Origin of the sequence: Brevibacterium linens (assembly GCF_003999335.1) — a bacterium.
Classification (GTDB): domain Bacteria; phylum Actinomycetota; class Actinomycetes; order Actinomycetales; family Brevibacteriaceae; genus Brevibacterium; species Brevibacterium linens.
This window is the reverse complement of the sequence record NZ_CP026734.1, coordinates 229,148-241,639: the sequence shown is the minus strand read 5'-3', so window position 1 is coordinate 241,639 and position 12,492 is coordinate 229,148. Positions and strand designations below refer to the sequence as shown.

General features: G+C 65.2%; 12 protein-coding genes. 2 read left to right on the top strand and 10 right to left on the bottom strand.

All coding sequences use genetic code 11. The features are described from left to right. Positions 1 to 7: 7 nt before the first annotated feature. From CXR29_RS01090 to CXR29_RS01045, 10 genes are all read right to left on the bottom strand, one after another. Positions 8 to 967 (bottom strand): alpha/beta hydrolase, encoded by a 960-nt coding sequence (locus tag CXR29_RS01090; protein ID WP_127363621.1) that lies wholly within the window; start codon positions 965 to 967, stop codon positions 8 to 10. Positions 968 to 1,061: 94 nt separating this feature from the next. Next, complete coding sequence (locus CXR29_RS01085; RefSeq protein ID WP_127363620.1) at positions 1,062 to 2,369, bottom strand: Nramp family divalent metal transporter; 1,308 nt, start codon at positions 2,367 to 2,369, stop codon at positions 1,062 to 1,064. A gap of 293 nt (positions 2,370 to 2,662) precedes the next feature. Continuing rightward, positions 2,663 to 3,133 (bottom strand): carboxymuconolactone decarboxylase family protein, encoded by a 471-nt coding sequence (locus tag CXR29_RS01080; RefSeq protein ID WP_101596564.1) that lies wholly within the window; start codon positions 3,131 to 3,133, stop codon positions 2,663 to 2,665. An 8-nt stretch (positions 3,134 to 3,141) separates the two neighbouring features. After that, positions 3,142 to 3,516, bottom strand: coding sequence for a GNAT family N-acetyltransferase (locus tag CXR29_RS01075; RefSeq protein ID WP_101596566.1), 375 nt, complete (start codon positions 3,514 to 3,516; stop codon positions 3,142 to 3,144). Positions 3,517 to 3,575: 59 nt separating this feature from the next. Further along, positions 3,576 to 4,631: a pirin family protein gene (locus CXR29_RS01070; protein WP_127363619.1), complete on the bottom strand. Its 1,056-nt coding sequence runs from the start codon at positions 4,629 to 4,631 to the stop codon at positions 3,576 to 3,578. 66 nt (positions 4,632 to 4,697) lie between these two features. Continuing rightward, complete coding sequence (locus tag CXR29_RS01065) at positions 4,698 to 5,801, bottom strand: Fic family protein (protein WP_101555532.1); 1,104 nt, start codon at positions 5,799 to 5,801, stop codon at positions 4,698 to 4,700. A gap of 265 nt (positions 5,802 to 6,066) precedes the next feature. Next, positions 6,067 to 6,564, bottom strand: coding sequence for a MarR family winged helix-turn-helix transcriptional regulator (locus CXR29_RS17215; protein ID WP_164742741.1), 498 nt, complete (start codon positions 6,562 to 6,564; stop codon positions 6,067 to 6,069). 235 nt (positions 6,565 to 6,799) lie between these two features. Further along, positions 6,800 to 9,139, bottom strand: a complete 2,340-nt coding sequence (locus CXR29_RS01055; RefSeq protein ID WP_127363618.1) for an MMPL family transporter — start codon at positions 9,137 to 9,139, stop codon at positions 6,800 to 6,802. A 311-nt stretch (positions 9,140 to 9,450) separates the two neighbouring features. Next, positions 9,451 to 10,935: a PepSY-associated TM helix domain-containing protein gene (locus CXR29_RS01050; protein ID WP_127363617.1), complete on the bottom strand. Its 1,485-nt coding sequence runs from the start codon at positions 10,933 to 10,935 to the stop codon at positions 9,451 to 9,453. Continuing rightward, positions 10,895 to 11,401, bottom strand: a complete 507-nt coding sequence (locus CXR29_RS01045; RefSeq protein WP_127363616.1) for a hypothetical protein — start codon at positions 11,399 to 11,401, stop codon at positions 10,895 to 10,897. The genes CXR29_RS01050 and CXR29_RS01045 overlap by 41 nt, the downstream gene beginning before the upstream one ends. Before the next feature lie 203 nt (positions 11,402 to 11,604). Here CXR29_RS01045 and CXR29_RS01040 point away from each other — a divergent pair, with 203 nt between their 5' ends. Beyond that, positions 11,605 to 12,057, top strand: coding sequence for a hypothetical protein (locus CXR29_RS01040; RefSeq protein ID WP_127363615.1), 453 nt, complete (start codon positions 11,605 to 11,607; stop codon positions 12,055 to 12,057). A gap of 2 nt (positions 12,058 to 12,059) precedes the next feature. After that, a complete protein-coding gene (locus tag CXR29_RS01035; RefSeq protein WP_127363614.1) occupies positions 12,060 to 12,479 on the top strand; it encodes a helix-turn-helix transcriptional regulator in 420 nt (139 codons plus the stop codon). The last annotated feature ends 13 nt before the right edge of the window (positions 12,480 to 12,492 follow it).

Genomic DNA, 12,492 nt, shown 5'->3' with positions numbered 1-12,492 from the left:
GTTCCTTTCAGTCGGCCAGGAGCTTCTCGATCCAGGCCATTCGGGTGCTGATCATTCCTTGCGCAAGGTGTGTATGGGCGGCGAAGATGTCGAAGGCGTGGAAGCCTCCGGGCCACACGTGCAGCTCCGCTTCGCTGCCGTCGTTCCAGAGGGCCGAGGCGTACGCGACGGCTTCGTCCCGGAAGATCTCGGCCGAGCCCACGTCGATGTAAGCGGGCGGCAGATCGGTGAGGTCGTTGGCACGCGATGGTGCGATGTAGGGCGAGACCGCCTCGGTGCGGTAGTCATCGCCGAGCATCGCCTGCCATCCGGTTTCGTTGCTCACCCGATCCCAGACGCCGATGCCGTCGAACTGATGCGTCGACGGTGTGATGCCGCGGTCGTCGAGCATCGGGTAGATGAGCAGTTGGCCCTTGAGCTGCGGTCCGTGCCGGTCGCGGGCCGCCAGCGCCATTCCGGCGGCCAGTCCCCCTCCGGAGCTGGCTCCGGCGACGATGAGACGGGCGAGGTCGACGCCGAGGGTGTCGGAGTTCTCCGCCGCCCACAGGAGCGCGGCGTACATGTCCTCACGCGCATAAGGGTCTTGGAACTCGGGCGCCAGGCGGTATTCGGGGCAGATGAGGATCGCACCGATCTTCTCGACCCAGTCGAGGTTGAGGCCGAGCGCGCTGAAGCGATCGCCGAACATCAGCCCGCCGGAGTGGGCGTAGACGATCGTCGGTCGTCGTCCGGTGTCCCCGGATCGTCTGAAGACGGAGACGGTGATGTCCTCGCCGAGGTGGCCCGGCACCTGATATTCGGAATGTTCGACCCGACGGCCGCTGAGAGTCTCCGCCAGCGGCTCCGAGGCGTACGAGACTCGCATGAAGTCGATGAGCGAAGGAGTGATGGTCGGCGGAAAGACCCCGCCGATGACGGACAGACTCGCGGCGAGCTCCGCGTCGAATCGTGACCGTCGTTGTGTCATGTCACCAAGTATGCCGACCCCGGCACCGCGGCACTACCGCCAGACCATCGTGCTTTTCGCGCAGTCACCCGACAGTTGTCGGGTGCGCCTCACTTCACCCGATGAACCCCATCACCGACTCTTTGACCTGGAGGATCGCCAAGAATCCGAAGAGTGCCAGGCACACCGTCAGCAGCGTGTTCGACCACCACGTGTTGCGCAGGCCGGTCGGCACGGATCCGCGGTTGAGGATGACGAGCAGGGCGAGCGCGAGCACCGGCAGGATGAACGCGCTGATCGCAGCGTAGACGAGGACGAGGGTGACGGGTTTGCCGAGGCTCATGATGACCAACGTTGCGATCGAGAGGTAGACGAGGACGCCGCGGAATTCGATCGACTTCGCCGACATCTCATTGGCCGGTTCGTCCTGGTGCGGGTAGCGGCGCAGCACTCGCAGGCAGTCGGCGGTGACGTAGGCGATGCCGGAGAATCCGCCGAGCACGCTCGTGTACACCACGGCGAGGAAGCTGATGAGGAACACCAAACGCCCGGTCTCACCGATCCGACCCACCAGGTCATCGCCGATGGCGAACAGCGCATCATTGTCCGAAATCGTGAAGCCCTGGCCGTAGAGGATGAAGGCTCCCACAGCGCTCATCGCCACGGCGAAGACGAAGACGAGTCCATAGCTGATGAACAGGTCGAGGCGGACGACCGGCTTCCAGTCAGGGGTCCGCCACGCCTTCTCGCGGATCCAGAACGAGTAGGCGAGGATGCCGGTCGCTCCCCCGACCCCGCCGATGAGCGACATCACCGTGATGATCGAAGTGTTTGGGAACGTCGGGCCCACGGTCTCGGCGGCGACTTGTTGGGCGCCGTCACCTTGGAAGACGGAGATCGCGAGCGCGATGATGCCGAAGAACATGATGATTCCGAAGCCCATCATCGCCTTTTCGACGAGACCGTAGCGGCCGATGCCCACCAGCACCGAGGCCGAGAGCAGCACGACGACGGCCGTCGGCCAGAACGGAAGCACCGGGAAGATCGCCTGGAGGATATTCGTCGTCACCGCAACGACGCCCGCGCCGAAGAAGAGTCCAACGAGCAGTTCGGCGATGAGGAAGAGCGCCGGGAAGGTCCGCCCGCCGAAGCCGGTGAGGTGGGACAGCAGCGACCGGTCCCCGCTCATCTGCAGCCGGGAGACCGCCTCGGAGAGCACGAACTTGAGCACGATGCCTACCGTGAAGACCCAGATGAGCGCGAGACCGTACTCGGCCCCGGAGTTCATCGTCGTGATCATGTCGGAGGCACCGACGCTGGCCAGCGCGAGCACGATTCCGGGTCCGATGAGCCGCAGTCGACCTCCGAAGGTCACCGGCGCCGAGGTGGCCCCGTCGGTGGTCGTCGATGTGGAGGTGGACATAGGCGGGCTCCGGTCGTTCAGGCTCAGCGGTCGTGCAACGGTCGGGCTCAAGTGTGACTGATCAGCAGCCCTCCGGGACGAGCAGTCTCAACAATCGGGCCCGATGCCCTCCCCGTCGGTGGCGTTCGACGCAGCAGCCTTGGGCCACGGCACAGCCAGCCTGAGCCCGCAGGATCTGCAGATGTGGCGGGGGCGTCTCGCCGCGATCCGCGCGGACGATGACAGCAGATCCTCAACTGAGGCCCGCCGAGTCCAACCGCTCGGTCGACCGCACCCAATCGGCCGGCAGACGCTCAGTCCTGCCGAGCTCCGAACACCGGGTGGTCGCTGGCGATCGAGATGCGGTTGAACGCGTTGATGAGGATGGTCGACCATTCGATCGCAGAGATCTGTTCGGTCGTCAGGTGCTGCGCCGCGTAGGCGGCGATCGCGTCCCGATCCTCCGCCTTGTCCAGCACGGTCAGGGACTCGGCCAAGGTCAGCGCCGCGAACTCCTGTTCGGTGAAGATCTCAGCCTCATGCCAGCTGGGCAGCACGTCGAGCTTGAGCTGGGAGACGCCGGCCTTCCTGGCCGCCGGGGCATGGATGCTCAGGCAGGTCCGGCACCCGTTGATCTGCGAGACCCGTGTGTTCACGAGCTCGATGAGCCCGTCATCGAGTCCTGCGGCACGCGAGGCCTTCCGCGATGCCGCGGCCGCCTGGGCCATGGCTTTATAGTTCTCCGGGTGGATCTTGTCGATGAAGGGACGACTCGCGTTGCTCATCGACCCGCTCACGCCTGGCTTTTCACGATGTCGATGTCGGCACCGGTGGCGTTGCGGTACTTCCCGCCCTGCGCCGCGTAGTCGTCACCGGTCTCCTGCAGCTTCTTGACGAAGAGCGGGCACACGGGCACCACCGTGATTCCGCGTTCGCGGGAATCATCGAGCGCCTCGGCGACGAGGAACTTCGACAGTCCCCGACCGCCGAACTCCTCGTCGACGACAGTGTGGTGGAAGATGCGTTCTGTCTCAAGATCCGGCCCGGGCAGGAAGTACGCGTGCCCGGCGACGGTCCCGTCGGCAACGGCGATGTCATAGGACTGCGTTGATTCGTTCAGCGAGACCGTCACCTCGGCGCCGGTCTTGTCCTCGAATGTCTTCACCATGGCTATAACCCTTTCGTCGTGCTCTGTTGGTACTGGGTGAAGCGGAATTCGGCACCGCTCTATTCCGCAGGTCCACCTTGAACCTGGGGCGGCGGATTCTTCCGCGGTCTGATCGTGACGTCGGGCAGCCTCGGCGCGGGGAGCCTTCCCATGCCGTCGGCATTGCGACCGGGCCCACCCTTGCCGACGTAGCCGTCGACGACGCCGAAGCGGTCGCCCTCGGCCTGCCATTCCTCACGGTAGGCCGCGGTCTCCTCATGGGTGCGGCCGACGAAGTTCCACCACATGACGATCTCTTCGGGGAACGGTTCGCCGCCGAGGAGGATGAGTCGGGCGGGTTCGTCGCTGCGGTTGGCGATGCGCAGCTCTTCAACACCGGTTCCCGTGTAGCCGACCGCCGCAACGGGCAGGTCGACGTTCTCCAAGGCGATATCGCCGGAGTCGACGAGGACGCCGTGCTCGAATCCCGGATTCACGGGCAGGTCGATGCTCGCACCGGGGTCGAGGCGGATCTCGGCGCCGAGCAGCGGCGAATGTGTCTGCACCGGAGATTCCGTTCCCCAGAGTTTTCCGAGGAAGACGAGCATCTCTCCGCCGGCGAAGGAGCCAGGGGCGGGTTCGAAGTGCTCGAATTCGCGTTCGGGCTGGTGGCGGGTGGCGTCAGGCAGGGCCAGCCACAGCTGGACGCCGTGGAGGGTCGTGGTCTCCTCGGTCGAGACCTCGGAATGGCAGATGCCGGCGCCTGCGGTCATGAGGTTGACTTCGCCGGGCAGGACGAGGCCCGCGTTTCCGCCGGAATCGATGTGTTGGATGGCGCCTTGGAACAACCAGCTGACGGTCTGCAATCCGGTGTGCGGGTGCGGGGCGACGTCCATGCCGCCGGTGACCGAGACATCGGCTGGCCCGTAGTGGTCGACGAAGCACCAGGGTCCGATGAGGGAGCGCTGCCGCTGCGGCAGGGTGCGGCGCACGATCATCGCCCGTGGACCGCCGAGCGGAATCTCACGGGAGGTGATGATCTCAACCGGGGAACGTCCCTGCTGGTCACAGGCCGGCCCGGGCAGTCCCCCGGCCTTGCAGACCACTTGATCGGGGCGGGTCTCGACGTTGCTCATGGCCACATCGTAGCCCTCTTCGCGGCGGGCGGGGAGGGGGAGCGTGTGCCGCGCGGACTCGACTGCTCAAGCCGGGCGACGCCGACCCGCACGCTCGGCGAACGCGTCGACCGCTGCCAGAATCTCGTCACTGCGCCAGAAGGGCCCCAGACCATGTTCCGCCTTTGACTTCACGATGCCGGCATCGACAAGCGTTCGCAATGGTGGATAGATGTTCGGCTGTGCGACCCCGAGCAGCTCTGCGGCCGTGGCGGAATTGAGCACAGGATGCTCGAGAAGAATATCGAGCAGGCGCCACGCGTTCGAGTTCTTCCGAGCAGTCAGCGTCGAATCCCAACCGCGACGAATCTCCCTCAGATCGTCAACGAGCTGAGTGCTGTTGTCCACCGCGCGGAAAGCTGCCTCGGCGAATATTCTGACGATCGGATTGACATCACCATTGCGATACTCGGTCAGGGCCTGGTGATATCGACGGACGTCTGTCAGCAGCCCAGCTGAGACCGGAACAGCGACATTCCGGGTAATGCCTCGCTGCCGAAACATCGCTTGCACCAATGCGCGTCCGGTGCGTCCATTTCCGTCGGTGAATGGGTGAATCGTTTCGAATTGGGCATGTGCAATCGCGACAGCAGCCATTGTCGGAACATCACGCCGTTGAATGAACTGCGAAAGGTCCTCGATCAGACCTTCCACTCGGGAATGATGAGGCGGAACGTATTCCGCCCCAACAGGCGAATCCGATCGGCTCCCGATCCAGACCTGCTCATTCCTGAAAGCTCCGGCGGGATGACGTGACTGCAGTTCCATGAGAACGCGGTGAATTTCTCGGATCGACTGACTGCTGATCGGCCCCGAATCCTTGAGAGCGCCCGACAATGCATTCGTATTCGCAGCGATCTGCTCCGCATTGCTCCCCGCGCGGGCCCCGTACTCTGCCGAGAAGATGGCACGTGCGCTCGCAGTCAGGTTCTCGATCTGCGATGACGATGCAGCCTCCGACCTGAGCAGTATCGGCGCGAAACCTGCAATCTCCGCACCACGCTCGGCATCGAAGCGACTGAGTTCACGCGTAGCTTCTTCAGAAACCTCTTGGACATCACGACCGAGGTCCGGAATACGATCGGCAATCGCCGGTGGAACCGCCGCCTCATATTTTTCAGTTCCGATCATCGCGGTCGCCTTCGGCCCAAACCCAGGTCGCGTGCTCCAGATTAGGGTTTCACTCTCCAGGGCAGGCCACTGCGTCAGTGCGCGTTGTTCCCGTCTCGGTCGTTCAGAACTCATAATCGCCATCTCCCCAATTTATGAGTTATACCAGTTTCTCATAAAAGTGAGGCCGTCGCTTTATAGGTTTCGTTCGGACCGACCAGACTCGGAATGGGCGAAGACGGCGGCCTACTACAGCTCATCGAGAACAGGCATCCAAGAACTCCCCCTACTCGACCGGGCGGACCTTCGATACGAGTTCGAAGATCTCGTCGGCCTCGGCATCCGTGAGCCCGGCGAAACCGTCGAGGATGATCTCGGCATTCGTCGCGGCCGCCTCGTCGCAGAGCCGCAGTCCCTCCTCGGTCAAGGCGACGAGCACCCCGCGCTGATCCTCCGGGTCGGGCTCTTGCGTGACCAAGCCACGATCCTCGAGCTTGCCGAGCAGTCGACTGAGCGCGCTGCGGCTGATCACGAGGCTGCGCAGCAGCTCTCGGTGGCGCACCTGGGCCTCGGGTCGGGCGTTGATGAGCACGTCGAACTCGTTCACGGTCAGCCCGTGCCGGGTCCGGAACTCGTGTACGAACCTCGTATAGAAGTCCTGATACTTCTCCATCATCAGACGCCAGGCCGCGATCTTGATCGGGCCGTTCTGCCTGATCATGCTGCTCACCGGAGTCGTCTTGTCCATCGGTCCGCCCCCGCTCGTCGATGTGTCATGCCACACTTTTGTTGCATAGTCAACAGAATAGTAGTTCAATGATATAACTGGCCCCAGATTCGGGGCCCGTCGACCACCCCTCGGCGTCAGTACCCGGCACATCCCCAACGTACCCCCGGCTGGAGAGATTGAGCAGAGTCGCCCGGACTCCGGTCTCACTCCGGGGGTATCGTGTTGCCGCCGTCGGCCCTTCACCATCGGTTCGAACTCGCCGAGGCGGCTCGCCCGATCCCCGACCGGCTCAGTCTTGCGGGATCCGCTTCCGCCACGGCCACCACACTCCGCGTCCGATGTCGTGGACGAGCGCCGGGACGACGAGCGAGCGCACGAGGATGGCATCGAGCAGCACGCCGAAAGTGACGATGAAGGCGAGCTGGACGAGGAACATGATCGGGATGACCCCGAGTGCCGCGAAGGTCGCCGCAAGCACCACGCCCGCCGAGGTGATCACCCCACCCGTCGCCACGAGCCCCTTGAGCACGCCTGCCCTTGTGCCCACCTTGAGCGACTCCTCGCGCACCCTGGACATGAGGAAGATGTTGTAGTCGATGCCGAGCGCGACGAGGAAGACGAAGGCGTAGAGCGGCACCGAGGGATCGGCGCCCGGGAATCCGATGAGGTGGTTGAACACGAGCGCCGAGACTCCCAGCGCGGTGCCGAAGGACAGCACGGTCAGGACCACGAGCAGCAGCGGCGCGAACAGGGACCGCAACAGCAGGATGAGGATGACCGTGATGACGACCAGGATGATCGGGATCGCCAGGGTCCGGTCCGCCTCGGCCGTGTTGTTCGTGTCCAGGTCGACCGCGGTCTGCCCGCCGACGAGGGCGTGCGCGTCGATGTCGTGCACGGCATCGCGGATCTCCGTCACCGTCGTCTCGGCAGCCAGGGAGTCCGCCGCATCGGAGAGTGTGACTTCGAGGAGGACCTGACCGTCGACCTCGGTGGGATCGATCGCCGCCGAGCCGCCGGCAGCATCCGGTGCGCCGCTGCCCGGACCACCCTGCGGGGGCTGGAGCTTTCCGTCCTCGTCGATCCCGATGGTTCCGCTCGGGGAATCCTCAGCGGCCACGGTCATCGAACCGACCCCGCCGAGGCGGCCGACCGCCTCGGCGGCAGTGCTCAGTTCGTTCGCATCGAGCACGACCTGGGTCGGAGTTCCGGACCCACCCGGGAAATGCTCGGCCAGGACGCCCTGGCCGTCACGAGCCTCGGATTCGCCGAGCACGAACTCGCTCTGCGCGACCCCGGAGGCCTTGAACTGCGGCACCGCGATGAGCGGCAGAGCCAGCAGGATGACGAGTCCGATCCAGATCAGGCGTGGTCGGGCGGCGATCACACCCGCGATCCGGGCCCACATTCCCTTCTTACGGCCCCCCACCTCAGCGGTCGTCACCTGGGGTCGGAACGGCCAGAACACGGCACGACCGATGATGATGAGCGCGGCAGGCAGGAAGGTCAGCGCCGCGAGCATGGCAACGACGATGCCGATGGCCGCGACCGGGCCGAGGGCGCGCGTCGACGCGAGGTCGGTGAGCAGGAGGACCAGGAGGCCGGCGATGACGGTGCCTCCGGAGGCAGCGATCGGTTCGGCCACGCCCTTGAGCGCAGCGAGCCCGGCCCGAACACGATCCGGCTCGGTCTGCAGGGCATCGCGGAACCGGGCCACGACGAGGAGGGAATAGTCCGTGGTGGCGCCGACGACGAGGATGAAGAGGATGCCCTGGACCTGGCCGTTGATGAGCAGGATCCCGGCGTCGGCGAGATGCCAGATGACGAAGATCGACGCGGACAGCGCGGCGACCGAGGTGAAGAGGACGATGACCGGCAGCAGCGGGGACCGGTAGACGATGATGAGGATGACGAAGACGGCGATGAGCGCGACGAGCAGGAGGATGCCGTCGATTCCGGCGAAGGCTTCGGAGAGGTCGGCGGAGAATCCGGCGGGGCCGGTGACGTAGACATCGGCAACCGTGGCCGGGGTGGCGACGTTGCCGGACTCATCCGGTGCCGCATCGGCGGCATTCGCGGTCGGGAAGGTGTTCGCGATGACGTCTCTGATCTTCTCGACGTCATCGGCGGTGGTGTCGGAGGAGACGGGGAGGATGAGTTGGAGGGCGTCGCCGTCGTCCGAGGGGATGACCGGTGAGCCGTCGGCGGCAAGCAGACCGTCGCCGTCGAGTTCCTTCGCCATATCGTCGAGGGCCACGGAGTCGTCGTCGGTGACTCCGTCGGTGTTCTCGAGGACGACGATGGCGGGGACATAGTCGTCGTCACTGAAGCGGTCGATGATCTCCTGTGCTCGGGTCGATTCGGCGGACTCGGGGAGGAATGAGGAACGATCGTTCGTGGCCACCTCGGAGATCTTGCCGAAGTAGGGTCCACCGACTCCGGCGACACCCACCCAGGCGACGAGCAGGATCGCGAAGAGGACGAGCAGTGCCCCACGGCCGCGGACGGGACCTTTGGAGCGTTGGTTGGGCGCGGCAGCCGAGCTGGCGTCTGCGGCGTCACCGCCGGTGGGACCGCCTCGGCGAGGGTCGGAGTTCGGAGGCGTCGAGGTCAGAAGGTGACGGGGCATGGTCCCAGGCTACGCCTTTTGACGTTTACCACCTCGCGTTCGACAGCAGGAGCAGGAGTTCCCATCGAGTGAAGAGCTTCGAAAAACACGTAATGCGCACTGGCGAGGATGCGCGCCGGCAGATTCGGGCCGCTCGGCTTCGCGACTGGCGGCCGTTGCATCCGGGCTCATCACCTTTTGGACAGATCATCGGTTCGAAACCTGATGACCTGTCCAAAAGGTGATGTCAGCCCGCGCCTAAGGTGATTGCGACGTGCACCTGATGTGATGTGTGTCGGCGCCAGCCCGGTACTGAATGGGTGCGGTGAGGGTTAGATCGTCATGGACTGCCGCTCACGACGCCACTCCCTCAGCCCGGGCAGCACATCGATGACGACGAACCCGACGAGGCTGATGCCCACCGGCGGCAGGAACACACCGATCGCGATTGCGGCGAGGACGATCGCAGCCACTCCCCACCACGGAGCCCCGTTCAGCACACCGCGTGCGGGTGCGCGCCCGAACCTCTTCGCCGGGTTCCGCTTCGGCCGCCTCTGCCACCACATGACATAGCCCCAGACGACCATCGCTGCGATGCCGATGGCCAGCGCGAAGAGCACCATCTGGTTGGCCAAACCGAAAAGTGTGCCCATGTGTAGGTCGACACCCCAGCGGGCGAGCTTCGCCGCTGCCCCGTAATCGGAGAAGTCGACACGGTCAGTGGCCTCCATCGCCTCGGGGTCGAAGGCGACCGAATCGACCTGGGTGGGCCAGCTGCGCTGGATCTCCTGCACCACCCACGCTGATCCGTCTTCCTCGGGCGGCAGGATCTCCAGCTCCCCGGAGTCGATGCCCACTCCGCGCGCCATGGCCAACATCATGTCGAAGTCGGCCGGATCGATGGCGGAACGAGCAACGGCGGGGTCGGCCGCCTCGGCGGAGGTTCCATGGTGCGCATGCGCACCGGCGCTCGCTGCACCCGCTGCGTCTTCCGCGTCGCTCTGCCCGCCGAGTTCCGTCGACACCGCCGGGGTCGCCCAGCTCAGCGCGGCGCGCAGCTTCGTCACGTTCTCCCCGCCGAACTGCGACCAGGTGATCCCGGTGGCCGAAAGGAAGAGCATGCCGATCGCCGCCCAGATGCCCACCGAGGCGTGCCAGGAGAAGGTGCGCCTCAACCCCTTGTGCGTCCGGTTCGGTCGCAGCATCGCGGCGGGCCTCTTCGTTCTGCGAGCCCGGAGGATCCAGAGCACGAGCCCCGCGGCCGCGACGATGCCCATCCATGAGGCGGCAAGTTCGCTGTAGAGGCGTCCAAGATCGCCGAGGTGGAGGCTGCGGTGCAGCTGGTCGATCCAGGTGCGCAGCGGCAGGGCTCCCGAGGTTCCGTAGACGGTGAGGTCACCGACCACCTCGGCGGTGGATGGATCGACGAAGATCGCCCGGGATCCGCTCTCCCCAAGGTTGGGGTCGGAGTACATCACGCGCGTGGTGTCTCCGGCTCGGGAGCCGGCCGCACGGCGGACAGCGTCGAATCGCTGCCTGCGATCATGGTGTTCGCGGCCTCGATCTGGTCGACCAGCGGCAGCGGGTCCCCCGGTGGCGGGGACGCTGAGCTGGTCGGCATAGACCACCTTTTCGAGCGTCGGGCTGATCGCGTAGGCCGCCCCGGTGAGCGCGGCGATGAGGATGAACGGACCGACGAGGATGCCCGCGTAGAAGTGGAGACGACGCAGAAGCGGGCCGAACCACGGAACGGGCCTGTCGGATCGGTCGGGGTGGTTACGGTGGATGGTCGGGTCCGGATCCGAGCTTTCGGGCACGGTTGATCAAGCGGGCGAAGTCGCCGAGCATGACCGGCAGTCGCTCGGCCCAATAGATCATCGCAATCGTCACGATCGCGGCAACGCAGTGGGTTAGCAGCATCCCCGGCGACGAGGGCGAATGCAACTCTGCCGCAGCGCCGATGGACCCGTCCATGGCAGGCATGACTGCGGAATCATGAGCCATCTGCACCGCGCCTCCGGGAGACGCATGCATCGCCGCATGGTGGGCTCCATGCGCCTGCGAATGGTGAGAGTGCGAGCCGAGGAGCTCGGCGAGACCGTTGTCGGAGCGTGCCACCGTGTTCGGCGATGCAGAGCCATGCAGAGTGAAGAGCGAGAACAGAAGGTGGAAGAGCGTCTGCCTGATTACGACGGAGACCGTCAACCGAGGCAGCGACAGTCGGCGCCCGGACAGGAGGACACAGACGAGGATCGACAGCGCCAGCGGGACGATGACACGCATCGCCGTCGGGAAGGATCCCCACCGAGGATGTGCGACGTCAGTGCGACAAAGGCCGCAAATGCTGCGGCGAAGGTGCCGCGCAGAGCGCGCCGATGCCTGACTTCCATCTCCACGGTGACATTCTCACACAGGTGGGCCCCACCGGAGAGATCGTGCGAAGTCGTCCCTTGCGACGCGCATTGAACCTTAGGTACAGTACCAAAATGACTACAACCCCGCAGACGTCATCGCCCGCCAACGCCCGTACACTCCTGCTCCCTTACACGCTCGGTCTCGTTGTCGCCATGCTCATCGTGCAGATCGTCATCGCGGCGACCGGAGGAGACGTGACTCTCCTCGCCGGCATCCTCACCGCCGCCGTCGCTCTCGGAATCGTTGTGTGGTTGTGGCGGACCCTGCCCGCGCTCAAGCGTGTCCGATTCGGCGTGGTCATCGCGCATGCCATTGCCTTCGTCACCGTTACCACCTCCTTCAATCTGCACGCGGTACTCCGGGTGATGTTCCTCGGCTTCGAGGTCGACGGCGCCGGAGACGCGACCCGCACCCTGCTCGAGAGCTCTTGGTTCGGAGCCACGCTCGTGATGAGCGCACTGTGGGGGCTCGGGCTGCTGGTCCACCTCCTCGGCTCAGTCCTCGGCCGCGGCTGGGAGGACTGAGAATGGCGGCAGAGTCTCGCGGCACCACAAACGAGGCAATCGACGTCACGACTGGGGCGAACGGCAGCTCGGCCGCACTCACCCCGGAAGAACGGGAGTGGCTCGACCACCGCTTCGAGTCCTGGGTCGAGACCTACAAGAAGTCGATGCTCACCCCGATCACGCTCTCCCTGGTTGCGAAGCATCAGCCGGCCGAGATCTCCACCGTCGCCGAGGCGGTCACCGCAGCCACGGGATGGCAGATCACAGAACGCGGCCTCTACCGCACGATCAAACGCCTGCAGGATTCCGGGTTCCTTGTCAGCACGGCTGCCGATGCCCCGCGGACTGGGGCGAAGAGAAAACTGCTCTCGATCACTGCGCTGGGAGCGGGCTACCTGACGGGAATCAGGGGCAACCTCGTCGAGGTGCCGGGCGGCTGACGATTCTGACGAG